Annotated in this window: 12 protein-coding genes and 1 tRNA gene; 3 read left to right on the plus strand and 10 right to left on the minus strand. The window is 36.8% G+C overall.

What is annotated here, in order from left to right; translation table 11 throughout:
- On the minus strand, positions 1 to 899 hold an 899-nt coding region (locus ACFINR_RS07075), incomplete at its 3' end, for a tyrosine-type recombinase/integrase (protein WP_375653680.1).
- Positions 900 to 1,232: 333 nt separating this feature from the next.
- A tRNA-Pro gene (locus ACFINR_RS07080) sits at positions 1,233 to 1,309 on the minus strand.
- Between the two features lie 606 nt (positions 1,310 to 1,915).
- Between ACFINR_RS07080 and ACFINR_RS07085 the strand changes: the two genes are divergently transcribed.
- Positions 1,916 to 2,281, plus strand: a complete 366-nt coding sequence (locus ACFINR_RS07085) for an iron-sulfur cluster assembly accessory protein (RefSeq protein WP_375632191.1) — start codon at positions 1,916 to 1,918, stop codon at positions 2,279 to 2,281.
- Positions 2,282 to 2,351: 70 nt separating this feature from the next.
- Here ACFINR_RS07085 and mazG read toward each other — a convergent pair whose 3' ends face one another.
- From mazG to ACFINR_RS07125, 8 genes are all read right to left on the minus strand, one after another.
- A complete protein-coding gene (gene mazG, locus ACFINR_RS07090) occupies positions 2,352 to 3,167 on the minus strand; it encodes a nucleoside triphosphate pyrophosphohydrolase (protein ID WP_375653684.1) in 816 nt (271 codons plus the stop codon).
- Between the two features lie 33 nt (positions 3,168 to 3,200).
- Positions 3,201 to 4,130, minus strand: a complete 930-nt coding sequence (locus ACFINR_RS07095) for a lipid A biosynthesis lauroyl acyltransferase (protein WP_375632258.1) — start codon at positions 4,128 to 4,130, stop codon at positions 3,201 to 3,203.
- Between the two features lie 6 nt (positions 4,131 to 4,136).
- A complete protein-coding gene (locus ACFINR_RS07100; RefSeq protein ID WP_375613072.1) occupies positions 4,137 to 5,165 on the minus strand; it encodes a zinc-binding dehydrogenase in 1,029 nt (342 codons plus the stop codon).
- 57 nt (positions 5,166 to 5,222) lie between these two features.
- Positions 5,223 to 6,497, minus strand: coding sequence for a beta-ketoacyl-ACP synthase (locus tag ACFINR_RS07105; protein ID WP_375653687.1), 1,275 nt, complete (start codon positions 6,495 to 6,497; stop codon positions 5,223 to 5,225).
- Between the two features lie 15 nt (positions 6,498 to 6,512).
- On the minus strand, positions 6,513 to 7,688 hold the full coding sequence (locus ACFINR_RS07110) for a beta-ketoacyl-ACP synthase (RefSeq protein ID WP_375653691.1): 1,176 nt from the start codon (positions 7,686 to 7,688) through the stop codon (positions 6,513 to 6,515).
- A gap of 10 nt (positions 7,689 to 7,698) precedes the next feature.
- A complete protein-coding gene (locus tag ACFINR_RS07115; protein ID WP_005773457.1) occupies positions 7,699 to 7,983 on the minus strand; it encodes an acyl carrier protein in 285 nt (94 codons plus the stop codon).
- A gap of 189 nt (positions 7,984 to 8,172) precedes the next feature.
- A complete protein-coding gene (locus ACFINR_RS07120) occupies positions 8,173 to 10,491 on the minus strand; it encodes an NADP-dependent malic enzyme (protein ID WP_375611563.1) in 2,319 nt (772 codons plus the stop codon).
- A 1,003-nt stretch (positions 10,492 to 11,494) separates the two neighbouring features.
- Positions 11,495 to 16,054, minus strand: a complete 4,560-nt coding sequence (locus ACFINR_RS07125) for a hypothetical protein (RefSeq protein ID WP_375632194.1) — start codon at positions 16,052 to 16,054, stop codon at positions 11,495 to 11,497.
- Positions 16,055 to 16,708: 654 nt separating this feature from the next.
- On the opposite strand from ACFINR_RS07125, the gene hfq reads away from it, so the two are divergent.
- Entirely contained in the window at positions 16,709 to 16,948 is a 240-nt protein-coding gene (hfq, locus tag ACFINR_RS07130; protein ID WP_005773461.1) for an RNA chaperone Hfq, read from the plus strand.
- A gap of 53 nt (positions 16,949 to 17,001) precedes the next feature.
- The gene (gene hflX, locus ACFINR_RS07135; protein ID WP_375629395.1) at positions 17,002 to 18,345 is read left to right on the plus strand and encodes a GTPase HflX; all 1,344 of its coding nucleotides are present in this window, start codon (positions 17,002 to 17,004) and stop codon (positions 18,343 to 18,345) included.
- Positions 18,346 to 18,383 lie beyond the last annotated feature (38 nt).

Consider the following 18,383-nt stretch of genomic DNA (forward strand, 5'->3'; position numbering starts at 1 on the left):
AAGAAGAAATCATTGCGAGAAAGCAAGCGCGCTTGTTTTAAGATTTCTAATGCTTCTGATGATAGAGGCACGCGAAACTCTTCTGTAGTATCACGTCGACCTTTCATATTTTCAGCAGGGATTGTCCAGATATCGCCATCAACTTGGTCTTTATGAATATGACACAAAGGGTTGGTACGAACGCCTGTCAGAATAAGCAAACGCAAAGCCAGTTGTGTTAAGGTTGATGCTTCGCAAAGTGTTTTATAAAAGGCAGGGACATCTCTCCAATCCATAGCTGGAAAATTTTGCGTTTTATGGCGTTGTTTACCTAAGAGAGCGCGTGCTTTTTCTGTTGCTTGTAAATCAACATCCAATCCTAAGGCAGCCGCATGTTTAAGACAAATATTAAGGCGGGTAAGAGCTTTATCAGCTGTTGCTGCTTTTGTATGCCAAATGGGAGCAAGGGTATTGCGTATCTCTGTTTGTGTAATCTCTGAAACGGGGAGGCAACCTAATTTGGGGAGAATATGGAGTTTTAAGGGTAAAAACCAACGCCCATCTTTACCATCTCCTTTTAGTTCAGCTTTACGGCTTTCAAAAGCATCCAACGCGATATCTTTTAAATAATGGAGATTACGTATTGCCTCACGCTTTTGTTTATTGCGTTCTTTAATGGGGTCACGACCTTCACGAAGAACAGAACGCCACCCAGTTGCCAATTCACGGGCTTGTTTTAAAGAGACATCTCTCAAGGCACCCAAGCCCATTTCACGGCGCCGCCCATGAATGGTAAAACGGTAAATCCATTGAGCACCTCCATCTTTACGCTTATGAAGTAACAAGCCGGCACCATCATTATATTTGCCAGCTCCCAATGTTGCGACAGCCCTTGCATTAAGACGGTTCATAAGAGCCATTTTTAGTCCTTTCTTATACAAATTTTATCCATACACTCATCCCACTTGTTATGTACAAATGAGTGGTTTTAGTTGATTCAAGATAAACAGATTTGAAATGAGAGAATCTTACGTTATTCGGGATTCTAATTCAATATGAATAACGCTATATTATCATTATAAATCAATGTGTTATCTAAGAACGAAGCGCATTTTAATAAAACAGCTTATCTCGAATTTATGATAAAATATCATTGCACATTATTCTACGTTGAAGAAAAAGTTCATGTGTGTGCAATTGAAATGCATAATAATTCACTTTTTAAGTAAGCTTATTTTATAGCATTTTAAAAATGGTCGGAGCGGCGGGATTTGAACCCACGACCCCTTGACCCCCAGTCAAGTGCGCTACCAAGCTGCGCTACGCTCCGAGTTCGTGTAAAACGATTAAATGACTGTTTCTTTAAAGGCAAGAGAAAAAATAAACAGAATAAAATCTAAAATGCTCTTGCACTTAGAGCTTTTGAAAGTAAAAATTTTGGACATCAATATTTTGTTGTTAATTCAAGATAAATAACGAATTTGTAAAATTCTTTGTGATCATTAAATTTTTAGCTCTATAGTTAATAGATGTATGCAATTTAATTACTTTTGAGATTGTGAGGAGGGGGGTAAGATTGGTGTAGAGGTATGAATTGGAGCAAATGAGTGCTGAAGGTATATTTTTTTCTTACCTAATCGTTACTTTTCTAAAAAGATAAAGATTTTCAAAAGAAGAGGAGTGAATGTATGGTTTTGAAAAGTTTTCGTTTTTTAGAGTTTTATAGACGAGGTATTTTCATTTTATATGGATAAAAAATTGTAAGTTCTGGATTGTATAATCACAAATCTCATTTTACGGGTATGTATTTTTATCCAAATAAACAAGATCAGAATGCTTTAATTTATGTTTTGTTGTTTTTTTTCTAAAATATCAGATAAAATATTATAGAGGAAAAACTTTCAAAGTGTCTATTGAACTAAGAAAAGAGTAAAGGATGAGCCGTTTTTCGGTAATAAATTTGACGCAAGCAGCAGTGGATCGTGTTAAAGCGATTATGGATGCAAAAGATGCACAGGGTATTCTTGTTGGTATCAAAAAAGGTGGCTGTGCAGGGATGGAGTATACAATTACTCTTGTCAAAGAAAACGGGATAGATGCGGATGTTGTTGAAGTGAATGGTGCCCGTGTTTTTGTAGCACATGATGCGGTATTATTTTTATTAGGGACGCAGATGGATTATGAAGTGACAACGCTGCGGTCTGGTTTTGTCTTTAAAAATCCTAATCAAGTTTCAGCATGCGGGTGTGGCGAATCGGTGGAACTTCGTCCTGCTACGCAGGATCAATATAAAACAAATTGAGCTGAGCTAAATTATAATTAAGTAATTTTAGAGGGGCTTGTTCTTTTAGGTAGAAGAAATCTACTATTTTTTATCGTTCATTTTTAGCTTGCTTCCAAAGTGCTTCCATTTCATTCAAGGATGCGTCAGTGAGTGTTTTAGATTGAGTGGATAGCTTTTCTTCAATATAGGCGAAACGATTTCGAAATTTTATATTCGTTTTTTTTAATGCTTTTTGTGAATCAATCGCTAAGTGGCGCGCGAGATTAAGAAGTATAAAGTAGAGATCTCCAAACTCTGCTTCTATCTCTGAGTTTTGTTTATTTTTGATGGCTTCTTTGAGCTCTTCGAGTTCTTCTTCTATTTTTTCAAAAACTTTATCACTTTTTTGCCAATCAAAACCTACTTTAGCTGCTGCTTCTTGTAAAGCAAGTGCCTCTTGGTTTGCTGGCTGGATTTGTTTTACTGTTGCGAGTATGCCTATGGAGGAATTGTTGTTTTTTTCTTCGCACATTCTTTTTTGTTCAACCTGTTCTCTTTTTTTTATATATTCCCACTCCTCTTTTATAAATCCTCGTTTTTTTTGCTCGGTATTTCCAAAAACATGAGGATGGCGTCGAATCATTTTTTCCGTGATTGCATAAACAACATCTTCAAAAGTAAAGCTGCCTTCTTCTTGTGCTATGGTAGCATGATAGACAACTTGTAAAAGAAGATCCCCAAGTTCTTCACAGAGATCCTTTCGATTCTTTCGTTCAATGGCATCGATGACTTCGTAAACTTCTTCGAGCATATAGGGTATGAGGGATTCAAAAGTTTGTTTTTTATGCCAGATACAACCATTATCAGAGTTTCGTAATGCAGTGATAATTGCAGTGAGATCTTTGATATCTTTTGAGGCTAACATTTTGCACTTCCTTTGTAAGCAATAGAGCTTATGTTAGATGTCCCAACGTCTATGTAACCACATCCATTGTCCAGGATATTCACGGACCCAAGATTCAACAATATCATTTAATTTTTGCGTAGAAGCAGCTATATCGATATCATTTTTTTCATCACGTGGAAGTTCTACATGTTCATATAACTCTAAACGATGACGTCCTCTAGGCAAACGAATACAACGTGCTGGATAAATATCACAGTCATATTGTCGAGCAAGTTTTATAATTAAGGGGTTTGTTTTAAGAGGTCTGTTAAAAAATGTTCCCATGATACCGCGGCGAAATTTTTGATCAACGAGCATACCAACATTTTCACCTTCTTCTAATTTGGCTGCTAATGCCCATGCGGCACCGGCCTTGGAGGGAACAAGATGTCCCATAGAAGTTTGTCGTGCTTTAAGGATTCGTTTGGCAACATAGGGATTATTGGGTGGTCTAAATAATACCGTAACATTAAGATCAAAACTTTGTGCACAAATAGGCAGAAGTTCAAAATTGCCAGTATGTGCGGTGAAAAAAATATGTGGTTTTTTTTCATTTTTTAATCGCTCAAATATTTCAATGCCTTTAACCTCAATGAAACCTGGCTCGTCTGCATGAGGATCAAAATCAAAAATTTTATCAAGAAAAATATATTCGGCTAGGAAACGTCCTATATTTTCCCACATTTCTATTGCAATCGCACGGAGTTCTTGCTCTGTTTTTTCTGGATATGCACTCCTAAGGTTTGCAAGTGTGATTTGATGACGATGTACAAGGGGACCAATTTTTTTTGCTAACCAAGCAAAAAAAGAAATTCCCATTTTGGCTGGAAAACATTTTAGAATAAATAAAGAACCAAAGAGTAGATATGCCCATAACAAGTAGGATATTTTTTTAGCTATAATTTTAATACGATATATGAGATTTTTAAGAGAAAGCTTCATCATGATTTAATCGATTTTAAGGATAATTTTACCAAAAACATCACGACTCTCCATTCGTTTTAAAGCTGTATCAATTTCATCCAGCCCAACAATTGTATCAATGACAGGGTGTACGGCTTTTTGTGCCATTTTTTGCATGGCATTTTTCATATTTTCCATACGGCAGCCAAATGAACCGAATATTTTAAGCTGTTGCTGGAATAGTTGCATGAGATTTATTGGTGCTGAAACACCAGAGGTAGAACCGCAAGTCACTAAGCGTGCTCCTTTTTTCATACATAACAGAGAACCGTTCCATGTATCGACACCAACATGCTCAAAAACAACGTCAACACCTTTTTTTTGGGTTAATTTACGCACTACACCTTCAAAACGATCTTTACGATAATTAATCACATGATCTGCCCCAAGAGAGTGCGCTTTTGCAATTTTTTCATCTGAACCTACAGTTGTGATAACTGTACAGCCCATGTGTTTTGCAAGTTGAATGGCTGCAGAACCAATACCTGAGCCACCAGCCTGTACCAGGATTGTTTCTCCTGCTTGTAGTTTTGCGTTATCGAAAAGCATATGTTCTACGGTACCAAAAGTAATTGGAGCAACTGCTGCTTGCAATTCATCACATTGGGGAGGTGATGGAACTAATAAACGTGCTGGCAAATTGACAAGCTCACACGCAAATCCATCAAGGTGAAAACCATAGACTCCCTTTACATTACTGCAAAGATTATCCCGTCCTTCATGACAAGCTTGGCATACTCCGCAGGTTTGTGCACCATAAATTGAGACAATCTGTCCAAGTTGGAGATGTTCAACGCCATCTCCTATTTGTATAACCTCACCAGAGGCTTCTGCACCAATGATGAGTGGCATTTTTCTTTTCGCAAAAGCCATGCCACGCCATCCCCATACATCAATATGATTAAGAGCAACGGCTTTTATCCGCACAGTTACTTCACCTATACTAGGTGAAGATGGCGGGGAAATATTGGTGATTTCAAGCCGACGATCATCGAAGAGTTGCAGTGCACGCATTATCATCCCCCTTAAATATATTATTGGTTAGCGTTATAAAATTTTATTATTACAGGATTATCCTTTATATGCAGTGATAACAAGACTCATATTTTGACCACCAAATCCAAATGAGTTTGACAAAACCGCATTGACACAGGCCTTACGGCTATGATGAGGAACAACATCTAAGGGGATAGTAGGGTCAGGATTATCATAATTTATTGTTGGTGGAAGTATTCCCGATTGAATGGTTAAAAGCGAAAAAACCGCTTCTATTGCACCAGCAGCAGTTAATGTATGCCCAATCATTGATTTATTAGAAGAGACAGGAATATGCTCTAAAAGATCACCGAATACTGTTGATAATGCAAGATATTCCATTTTTTCATTTTCAGGTGTTGAAGTTCCGTGGGCATTAATATAGTCAATTTCATTGATGGTTATTTTTGCATCGTCTAAAGCTTTGCGAACGGATTCAATTGCTGGTGATGCATCGGGTTTTGAACGTGTACGGTGAAAGTCATCGGCGGTTTCTCCACAGCCAGCTAAAATTCCTAAAACTGTAGCATTACGGTTTAATGCGCTTTGAAGAGATTCAAGAACAAGAGCGCCTGAGCCTTCTGCCATAACAAAACCATCCCGATCACGGCTAAAGGGTTTTGCTGCTTTTTCTGGAGGCTCATTCTGAGTTGAAAGAGCAGATAGTAGCGAAAAACGAATAAGAGATTCTGCTGAAACTGATCCATCTGTCGCAATTATGAGAGCTCTATTTGTCTCTCTCCGTCTAATAGACTCAACACCTAATTGAATTGCTGTTGCACCAGATGCACAGGCAGTGGAAAGTGTAACAGGAAGTCCTTTTGTGCCAAATGTTTTTTGAAGTTTTTCTGCAATTGCACCAAATTGTGTGGATTCAAAAAGCGTCTCATGGAGTTTATCTTTACAGACTTTAAGAAGATGTGCATAAGAAGGCTCATTATTGAATTCTTCCTCTTGATCAAGACTAAAACGTGCTTTCCATTCAAGTTCAACAGGAGGAGCAGCTAGAAAGAGTGGTCCATTAAAGTTTTTTTTATCAATAGCAGCTTGTTCTAAAGCTTCTTCAGCAGAAAGATGTGCAAGCTTCTCAGAGAGAGCTGAAGCACCAAGTGTACTTTCTTTAAGAAAATCAATTGTTCCAGCAATATATGTATTTAATCCCTCAACGGGAAAACGTGTTATTTTGTGGATACCACTTACACCGCTTGTTAATTTTTGCCAATTTTCATGTTTCCCTTGTCCCAGTGATGTGACAATGCCTGCACCAGTTATTGCTACAAGTGGACGCCCAAAATGATCATGATATTTCACTATAGAAATTCCCCTTCAAACAGCAGTAAGACGCACAATACCTTCAGCTCTTTTTATACCAATCGTTGTAACAAATATTTCACGTACTTCTTTAGAAAAAGTTTTTTCATGAGGACTTAACGCTGGAAAACCGCGTTTTTTTTCAATTGAAAGTGCTGCAAGAGCTAGAGCTAGAGGAAATTGTGCTTCCCGCATATAACCAAATAATGTTGTAATGCCACGGTAAGATAGATCAGCATTATCAAGAGCATTTTGTTCTGCTTTTGTTGCTTCGTGAGCTCCTGAGGCTGCTGAAATGGCTAAGGCAGATTTAGCGCCCGCAGTTTTTAACATTGTTGCAATTGAATCTCTAAGTGGAATTTTGGTTCTATCTGTTTGGTCTGTAATAATTTGGCTAATTTCAGCATAAGCACGTGCGTTGCGTTTTTTGGCATGTTCTCCACTTTCAATAACTAGGAAGATCCCACCAGAACCTGCTATGACACCGCCGCCTGGATAGATTCCACGATCCCACACTGGGCTCCATCCATTATGGGTTAAAAGACCACCAAGCTCATGCGCCAACAACATATCATAACTTTGTGCATTATAGGAACTTCCTACAAGAGCATGGGTACTTTGACCTGATTTAATACGAGCTACAGCAATTTGAAGTGCAGAAAGACCACTGCCTTCTTCTCCCATAAATGTACGAGATGATCCAGTGACTTTATGAACAATTGAAATGTTTCCTGCCAAAAGGTTTGAAAGTTGTGCCAAAAATAATGTTGGACGAAGTTCAGTTGAAAGAGCAACATTTAACATAGAAGCATGATCGGCAACAGCGCGCGCTTTAGAAAGAATCTGTGTATCAACAGTAATATCACGTTCTCCCCCACTTGCCGCTACGATCATATCCATTGTTGAAGTGAGTTGTTCATTATTTTTCATGCCGGCATCATCAAGAGCAAGACCAGCCGCATAGGTACCAAGACGCTGCCATGTTCCCATTTGCCGTTGATCACTTTTTTTAGGAATTTGTAAACTCCAATCAATTTCGGGCAATTTATGAACCGTGTAAGGTGAAAAAGTTGTATAATCTAGGTTTGGTGTACGGATTGGATCATTTAAGAGATTCCAATGTTGATCAGTTCCTTCCCCCAGAGAGCTTATGAGACCTATACCAGTGATGAATACAGATTGATCATGCATGGCGAAAAAACTACTCCGCCTGTTTTAAGGCAACGAGATCATCAATTTTTGCACAAAGGTTTTTAAGAACAAAGTATTCTTCTGTTGCAACGGTACCTTCGTTGACTTCTTGTGTCCATTGTTCTAGAGGGACTTTTATTCCAAAAGCTTTATCAATAGCGAAAACAATATCAAGAAAATCAAGACTGTCGATTCCTAAATCGTCAATTGTATGACTCTCAGGTGTAATTGTATTGCGATCAATTTCACTGATTTCTGCAATGATATCAGCAACTTTATCAAACGTGGAAGGCAATGTACGGATTCCTTATTATAGAGTTAGTAAATTCAAAATACATTTAATATTGTTCTTCTAGCCTTTTTTCTCTTTAAAAAAAAGACTTAATCCAGAATATAGCTGTCTTTATCTATAGAGAAAAGAGGTTTACAGTACATGAAATACTATATCTCAATATTTAAAAAACTTTGAAATTTTATTACGCATTTATTTTACGAGACTATTTTTTCTATTGGCAGCAAGGACAGCAAGGGCTGTTATATTAACAACTCCCCGGGAAGTTACTGAAGGTGTTAAGATATGGGCGGGACGTGCTGCCCCGATTAGAATAGGACCAACATGGAGTGCATTTGTGAGGCTTTTAACAGTGTTGAGCGTGATATTGGCTGAATCAAGTGTTGGAAAGACAAGCAAATTAGCTTCACTTTTAAGACGAGAATTAGGAAAAACACGATCACGAAAAACTTTGGAAAGGGCAGCATCAGCATGCATTTCACCATCTGCTTCTAAATCAGGGTGTAATTTGGCAAGAATTTCTGTTGCACGTCGCATTTTACGCGCACTTTCTGTGTTTTTAGAACCAAAGTTTGAGTGTGATAATAAGGCTGCTTTTGGTGTTATTCCAAATGCTTCAACTTCTTGAGCTGCCAACACAGTCATTTCAGCGATTTCTTCTGCAGAAGGATTTTCATTGACGTAAGTATCTGTAAGGAAAAGAGTACGTTGTTGAGAGATAAGCAAACTCATAGCAGAAAAACGGTGAACATGAGGATCAAGACCGATAATTTGTTCAATCAATTCAAGTTGACGTTCAAAGCGTCCTTCTAAGCCGCAAATCATTGCATCTGCTTCTTCACGCATAACGGCAAGGGCAGCAATAGCCGTTGTTGATGTTCTCACTACTGTTTTTGCCATTTCAGGCGTAACACCACGCCTTCCTGTATAATGAAAAAATAAATTAACATAATCACGAAAACGTGGATCATCTTCAGGGTTTGTTAATTCAAAATCTATACCGGGACGAATTCTTAAACCAAAGCGTTTTAATCTTGCTTCTACGACATGTGGACGGCCGATAAGGAGGGGCGTTGCTGTTTGTTCTTCAATGACAACTTGTGCCGCACGAAGGACGCGTTCATCTTCACCATTGGCATAGATGACGCGTTTACGTTTTGCTGTTTTTGCTGCAGCAAAAACAGGTTTCATTGTTAAACCAGAAAGAAAGACAAATCGATTGAGGATATCATAGTAGGCCTCCATATCTTCAATGGGACGAATGGCGACACCAGTTGTCATTGCTGCTTTAGCAACAGCGGGGGCAATACGCAGTATTAAACGCGGATCAAAAGGAGAGGGGATTAGATAGTCTGGTCCAAAATTGGGTGGTTCTTTTGAGTATGCACGTGCTACAACATCTGAAGTTTCTTCACGTGCAAGGGCAGCAATCGCATGAACAGCGGCCATTTTCATTTCTTCATTAATTGCACTAGCACCTACGTCTAATGCACCACGGAAGATATAGGGAAAACAAAGGACATTATTAACTTGATTGGGATAATCAGAGCGTCCTGTGCAGATCATTGCATCTGGTCGGATAGAGCGTGCTTCTTCAGGCATAATTTCTGGTACTGGATTAGCCAGTGCTAAAATGAGTGGATTTTGAGCCATTCTTTTAAGATATTCAGGCTTTAAAACACCACCTGCAGATAGGCCTAGAAAAATATCCGCATCATCAATAATATCAGATAAAGTTCGTGCGTCCGTTTTTTGTGCGTAATTGATTTTCCAACGATCCATAAGGGTCTTGCGACCTTCATAAACAACACCCTCTAAGTCACTAAGCCAAATATTTTCAACTTTTGCCCCAAGACGAACCAAAAGATTAAGGCAAGCGAGGGCAGCAGCACCTGCACCTGAGGTAACTATTTTTGCATTTTCAATTTTTTTTCCTGAAAGATTTAAGGCATTTAATACAGCGGCAGAAACAATAATGGCAGTTCCATGTTGGTCATCATGAAAAACTGGAATTTTCATTTTAGCACGAAGCTTTTCTTCGATGTCAAAACATTCAGGAGCCTTAATGTCTTCAAGATTAATACCACCAAATGTAGGTTCTAAAGTCGATACCGTTTGTACCATTTGTTCTATATCGGATGCATCAATTTCAATATCAAAGACATCAATATTCGCAAATTTTTTGAATAAAACGGCTTTACCTTCCATAACTGGCTTTGAAGCAAGAGGGCCAATATTTCCTAAACCAAGAACAGCAGTTCCATTGGATATAACAGCGACTAAATTAGAACGGGAGGTATATTGAGCAGCAAGATTAGGATCTTCATGAATTGCAAGACATGGTGCAGCAACACCTGGAGAATAAGCAAGAGCTAAATCACGTTGGTTATCAAGAGGTTTTGTTGCTTGTATTTCCAATTTTCCAGGTTTAGGGTACTGGTGATAAAAAAGTGCGGCACTGTCAAGTTCAGCTTTTGGTGAACTGAAATCACTATTTCGTTCTCTAGACATTTTTATGATATCCAAGTTAGCGTATGTGTATATGAGATGTTCCATCTACGATAAGGTTTTGTCCACTAATAAATCCTCATTTCTCTGAATATCAAAATGCATGAGTATGAGAAAATTCTTCTGGATCGTAAAACCAGTTTGATGATTCTTTTTGTTTGTGTGCATGAATAATTTCATTGATAGCAGCACGATTAGTTTTTTCTTTCCTTAATAAAACCCGTAAAAATTGATTAGTCTACAAACAAATAAAATATTACTAATAATTACATTACCAAGCCATTATTTTTTTTGCAATGCTTACAACTTAAGGAAAGAAAAGAAGAGTGTTTTCTATTAACTTCATCTTCTTTATTTAAATTTCTATAGGGAGGTAGAAGAAATTTTAAATAACAATTTGCAATTTATAAATTATTTTTGCAGCTATTTAAAAGGAAATTGGAACTTTAAAAATGGGAGTTGTTTTGTTTATTATTCCATTGAACTCTTAATAATGCAAACTTTATAATTTATAATGAATCATCTCGTATGTTGAATGAGAAATTTGAATACAATAAGATTCTTTTAGCTCAAATTCATCTAATATAATAAAAAATATTTACTTACATAATTCAAACGAGAGTAATATGTGGATAAAAAACATTAAAAAAATAAATAGAAGTGTTTCTATGAGCTATTTTAATACAAAAGCATGAATTTTTTTCACAATTAATAAAAATAATTATTACCGATTTTGTACCTTTATGAAACTATGAAAAATAAAGGAGTTAAGAAAAAGATAAGGAAATAGAAAACATGCTTTATCATTCTTGGAATGATACGTTGTTTGATAAGCCATTACGCTTCTTTAGGGTTATTGCTTAGGATATCAAAGAAAACCGCATGCCAATTATCCCAACCTTTGAAGTACAAAGCTACAGTTGAAAAAAAAAGCATTCTATGATGAGCCATTAAAACAACTGGAGAGAGAAAGTGGAAAAAATATCTTTTTCCACTTTCTTATTTGTTATTGGATTCGACCACTTGCATGAGCAAGCATAGTATAAACTTTTCCGGTATCTGATATCAAGTACTTGCGAACTGAGTTGGAAGAGCCAGAACTGCGCGATATATCACGTAAGAGCTTTTCGAAATCTGTAACATATTGATTCACTGAACGTTTAAACCCAAAATCGCTCATATATTTTTTCTTAATCATTTCAAATATTTTTTGTCCATTTAAGGTATAAAGGCGTTCTGTTACGATGTTTTTTTGTCCACGTTGATAATGATCCCATAGCTCAACAATGGCATTGTGATTAATAGCTTGCACTATACCAGAAGCTAATGAATTAAGAGAGCAGTTTGCAGGAGATGGTTTTGTTTGCACTGATGTTAAAACATCATCACTAGGGGGAGCATCATAAAATGTTTCTTCACGTGAAGCTCTTTCTAAGAGATTTGATACCCATTTATTTGGTCTTTTTTTGCTTTGATCTTGTTGCAAAATAGGCTTAGGTGGCACAATCTTTTTAACAGACTCAGTGGAACTGTCACTTTTTTGATTAAACATTGATGATGTAGGAAATGCTGACATTAGCTGTTTTTGTGCGCTCTTTTGATCATTTTGTATAACACTGACTAAATCTTGTAACGCTGTAATCTGTTCATTCAAAGCTGTGCGAATTGTTTGCGTTGTTTCTTTTGTTTTTTCTGGAAGTTTTTTTACATTTTCATTGATATCATTATTAATCTTTGAAAGCTCTAAACGAACTTCATCAGCGGAGCGACGTATATCTTCTGCTGCTTCTGAAAAACGCGTTGATGCTTCACTAACAAGCTTATTAAGTGATTGTTGGAATGAATTTGTGGAGTTACGCGCATTCTTATCAGAGCGTTCAAGTGCTAAGTTGAAGATTTTTTCATAATGCCCAATCATTTGATTAATTTCATGAGACTTTGAAACAAGAGCATCACTTAATACAGAAAGCGTATTATGTTTTTCTTCAAGTGTTGCACTAAGTGAATTTTCAGACTGTTCAAGAACATGAATAGTTTGGGAAAGTGTCTTTGCATGTTCACCAAAACTGCTCGTTATATGATTAATTTGTTCAAAGGTACTCTTTGAAAGTCCTTGCAGAATTTCAACATTAGTATTGAGCGCTTGATTTGAAGCTGACAAACGCTCTGCTACTTGGTCCGTGTTGCGGAAAAAATTATTCGTACTCTCATTAAACTGCCCATCAATATTTTGAACAGCCGATAATAAAACATTACTATTTTCCTGAAAATTGTAAATTGATTGATTCAACTGTGTTAAGATGGATGAGACATTATTAACAAGCTCTTCCTTCATAATCGTTATTGTTTGAAGTGTTTCAGAGTTAGCTTTGGTTAAGCTATTCACTAAAGATTCATTATGTGCATAAATTCTTTGTTCAGCATCTTGTGTGGAAAGAGAGAGTTGTTCACCGATATGCTGTGTTAAAGAATCAATTGATTCTGTCGTATTTTGCGCTGCTTGATTTAAGTGATTTGTAAGCTCTGTTATTTTTCCAACATGTTGTGAAATTTGTGTTGTTGTTTGATTTCCAGCATCTTCCAGACGGCTCGTTACATCAGAGAGCTGATATCCTAAATTATTTTTAAGATTTTGCATAGAGTGATGAAGAACATCACAGCGTTCATTAAGAACTTGTTCTATTGCTGTTGTTGATGTGTGAATAGTTTCATTCAATAATGCTTGTGCATTATGGCTGGCTGTTGCGAAAGCTTCGACAGTATGCGCTGTTTGTTCAGACAGAACTGACAGAACTTTTTCACTGGTATCATAAACAGTTTTTTTGACATTTGATACAATGCGATTGCCTGATTCTGAGAGAATATTTTCTGCTTGTGCAGTAACATTTGTAACAGATGAAAGAATTTGTTCACTCGTAGAAGAAAGAATATCAGAAGCTTTTATAATCTTATTATGCAGGTTATCTGTCACTGTATTAACAGAGTCTTCTAAGGTTACACGCATATTGTCAACACTGCTTTCCAGCGCTTGTTGAATTATCTGACTTTGCTCATTACTAATCATGAGAGACGTTTTTAATGTGTCAGAACGTTCCTCAATAACAGATGTTTGCATATCAATGGCTTCACAGATTTGGCTAAATTTTTCAGATAATGTTTCCTCTAGCGTTGTTGTCCGTTCAAAAATTTTGTGTGCACGATCTTCTAGATCTGTATCGAATGATTCCATACGTGTTTCAAGGGTTTCAAAGAAAACACCACTCGATTGAGAGAGAGTATTCTTTAAAATTTCGGCATGGCTTTCAAGGTTTTTGATATGATCTTGAACCGTTTCAGTAATGTTTTTATTATTGGCGACAATTGCACTCTCAACTAAATCTATTTGTTGTTTCAATGCAACATCGACACGTATATCACTTTTTGCAATGAGATTATGGATTGTTTCCATGCGTTGTTCAAGTGTGCGTGCTTGATCGGCAAGAACTTCATTGAGAGAAAAACTATTAATCGCTAAAGAATCGCGCAGAGCATCGGCACGGATATCAATATTTCTCGCTTGTGCTTCTAAAGCATCTTGGGTTGTATTACAACTTTGTACAATGACATCTTGTAACTTTTCAGTGCATTGAATGATGTTTGTAATATGATTTTCAGCTTGTTTATCAACGACTTGAACATTATCAGCCAAAACTTTTTCAATATGAGAAGTATTTTGGGACAAAACATCAATTTGATTTCTTAATGTATCCGCAATTTTATTTTTCTCGTTATCGAGCATGTCTGCCATAAGAGCTCGTTGATCAGAAAGTTGTACTTTAAAATCTTGTGAACGTTCTTGTATGATATCAACAATGGCATTGTCGACATATTGAATTTCTTCTCTCAGACTTTCCTTACTTTTATCAATTGCAGAAAGAATAGCTTCACGTCCATTTGTAAATGCATGGGTAATGTCTGCTGTTTTTTCTTGGAGGTTCTCATTTATTTTCAAGACATGAGCTTCCAAGAAGTTACCAAGTTTTTCAGCATTATCCTCTAAAGCCTGACTGCGTTCTATAAAGGAATCAATGATGGAATCACTATGTTCTTTAAGAGAAAGATCAACAGTTGCTAAACGTTGTTCAAAGGCTCCAATTGCTTGCGAGGTTACGTTATCAAATTTAGAAGAGAGTTTATGTGCTTGGTCGTCGAGCTTTAAGATCTTCTCATCAAAATTCTGTAGAGATTGATTATTACGATCAATAAGAGCTTTATCCAAGGCTTTAAACTTTTCATCGACAGCGTGCAAAGTTTGATCTGTTACTGCTTGTATATGTGTTGCAATTTTAGCAACATGTACTTCCGCTTTTTCAGCTGTTTCATTAAAGGTTTTTTCTATTTGTTTTTCATTATGATCAAATCGTTTTGCAAAACCATCAAAGTTTTTTCCTAATTCATGAAAAAATTCCGTGTTTTTCTGCTGAATTTGTGTTGTTGTTTTGTTAAATTTTTCAACAAGTTGATTTGTTACGCCATCACCGGCATAGGAAAGTTTTTCAACAAGGTCTTCACCTTGTTTTTGTAAAGTTTGAGAAAGGGTTTGTGCAAGCTTTTCAACATTGGTCACAATGTTAGAGGTAACCAAACCAAATTCATCACTCAGTTGTTCTTGGGTTCCTTTAATTGTTGATTGTACGCGATCTGCGTGATTCAAAATGGCTATGCGTTCATTACTCAATTCTTTGATTAATGTGTGAATGCGTGATTCATTCTCAGCATAGGCTTGTTCTAGATTGTGAACTTCACCTTGTATGATTGCTTCAAGTTCAACAGCACGTCCGAGGGTACGTTCAATACCTTCGTTCATTGCCGCTACTTCTTCACGAATGGTTTGCCCTATAGCAATAGCTTGTTTTTCAGATAGATGTTGTGGTTCACTAAGGCGCTGTGCAGCATTGGTCATAAGAAGCGCAATATTATGCAAGTCGTTTGAACGTTTTGTTAATTGAGCAACGCCCCAAGATATAAGGATAGGAATTGCTGTTCCGGCTGCTACAGCAAGTCCTGTTGGGGATGTAACAAAAGTGCTGATATTGGATAAGGAGCTGAGTCCGGTAGGTGCGAGTTTATGCGCAATAAAAGCTCCTCCCGTTGCCCATAAAGCACTAAGCGCTGTTGTATACCAGTAGACTCGAGAGGAAGAACGCTGCTTGAATGGTCCAAAATTTACAGGGGTTGTTATATCATCATTTGCAGGAAGAAGTTTTGTAGGCAATAATGTATTATGAACAGTTCCACCTGAAATATCAGGTGAAGGTTTTGGAGCAAAAAGCTGTTCAACAACGGATTTATCAACAACAGCTTCATCATGAATATTAGAAACAAAAGTTGACGTACCGTTTTCAGCAAAAAATTCTTCTTCTGCCATTGCAATTTTTTGAATCAGATCATCGACATTAACAACATTTTCAGAATTATTGGATGATATCGTTTCAAATCCTGTGTCATCGAAATCAAAGTTCATAGCTTTTGTGAGGGCTTCTTCAACTTCAACTTCAAATGTTTGCAATTTTGTTCTGCGTGCCATACTCGCCTCGTACTCTTACAGCCGGAAAAGGGATACGTCCTCTTCCACATAATTTCTACATACTAGCTGTTAATTATTTAGAAAGGAATATGCTTAGGGAAAAATTTTAAAAACTTATCAAGATAAAGTTAACGCGGTTTCTTGTACCCTGTTTAAAAATGTTATAAAATATAGTAAAAACAATTTATTATTTAAATCTAACTAAAACAAAAATACTGTTTACAACTTGTGTTTATAGAAAGCTTTATAAGCCGGCAGTCTTTGAAATAAGGACAATTTAATAGCGGTTATATATACAGTAAGGTGCGAATGTCTCTCTTTAATATCGATAATCGTTAATAAATGTTGTTGTCCGCTTACTTTTATTGATTCTAAACGAAGCAGATTCATCATCACGTATAGTCTGTAATAGCTTAGGATGTATAAAAGTATGCCTTTGAATTGTAAGCTCATAAAAAAGTAAACGTGGAAAAATTTTTAATTTAATATAGCTTTTCGTAAGTTGTACTTTATTATTGTCTTAAAGAGCTGTTTTTTCTCTAATTTCAGTTGTTTGTTGCTGAATTTTTAAGCTTCTACGTTGACAATTGGATATTTTTCAGTCGATATGCATGCACGAATATTTTATGCAATCTAGATAAAGGTGTAAGAATAATGGCAGAGCGATCACAACACCTGCAAGATGTGTTTTTAAATACGGTGCGTAAGCAAAAAATTTCCCTTACAATTTTTCTTGTCAATGGCGTTAAACTCACGGGTATTGTAACTTCATTTGATAATTTTTGTGTTCTTTTGCGCCGAGATGGACACGCGCAATTGGTTTATAAGCATGCTATTTCTACGATTATGCCTGGACAGCCTGTACAGATGTTTGAGGGTGAAAGTCCTGAGTAAACATATCATTTTAAGATAGACCTCTTATCCCATTTAAAAGTACTTAGATTGCTATGATAAATGAAAATGAGAGATTAGGAGGGGTATTTTCGCAGAATACAGGACAGGTGCGCGCACTTGTTTTGATACCGATTTTTCAAGAAAATAGAAGTGAAAGCTCTTTGAGAGAGTGTTCTATATCTTCTCGTGTTAAAGAATCATTGGGGTTAGCGCGTGCTATAAGGTTAGAAGTTGTTAATTATGAAACGATTAATATTGCAACGCCTCGCTCTGCGACTCTCTTTGGAAAAGGTAAAGTAGATGCGTTAACCTGTTATATAGATGAATATTCTATTGAGCTTGCGATTGTAGATCACTTTTTAACGCCAGTACAGCAGCGTAATTTAGAAAAATTGTGGAATTGCAAAGTTATCGATAGAACGGCTTTGATTCTTGAAATTTTTGGGGACCGTGCACGAACAAAAGAAGGAGTTTTGCAAGTAGAGTTAGCGCACTTGTCCTATCAAAAAGGGAGGCTTGTGCGGAGTTGGACGCACTTGGAAAGGCAACGGGGGGGGCGTGGCTTCCTAGGTGGACCTGGTGAGACGCAAATTGAAGCAGATAGGCGTCTTTTACAAGAAAAAATTATTCGTATTCGCCGCGAATTGCAAACGGTTATTAAAACACGTGCACTTCATAGAGCAAAAAGGAAAAAAACATCTTATCCTGTTGTGGCACTGGTAGGATATACGAATACAGGAAAGTCAACTCTCTTTAACCGTTTAAGCGGTGCAGATGTTTTAGCAAAGAATATGTTATTTGCAACGCTTGACCCGACTTTGCGCAAAGTTGTGCTTCCCCATGGAAAAACTGTTCTTTTGTCTGATACTGTAGGGTTTATTTCTAACTTGCCAACGAATTTGATTGCAGCTTTTAGAGCAACCCTTGAAGAAGTGGTTGAAGCGGATCTCATTCTTCATATAAGAGATATGTCAGATCTTGATCATCGAGCACATGCCCAAGATGTTTTAGAAGTGCTTTCAAGTCTTGATATCGATATTGATGATATGGAGCATATCATAGAAGTTTGGAATAAGATTGATATGTTAGATGAGCAAGCATTGAATGTTTTACAAACAAGCGCAAAGACGCGATTAAATCCTGCTCTCATGGTATCAGCACTTAAGGGGGATGGACTCGATCAATTATTAAGAGCCATTGAAAAGCGAATTTTTGGAGAGGTGCAAAGCATTGAATATCTTTTACAACCTCATGAAATGTCGCTTATTGATTGGTTTTATGAAAACTCTGCGGAAATAGTGCAAGAAGGGCATGATGATGGGTCTATTACCATTAGAGCGGTTGTTACTTCTGAAGCAAAAAAACAACTAGAGAGCCTCAAAAAAAATATGAATTAAGTTCTTTAAAGCTATTTTTGAACATTTGTTCTTAAATT

Origin of the sequence: Bartonella sp. AP19HLJMH (genome assembly GCF_042196245.1) — a bacterium.
Classification (GTDB): domain Bacteria; phylum Pseudomonadota; class Alphaproteobacteria; order Rhizobiales; family Rhizobiaceae; genus Bartonella.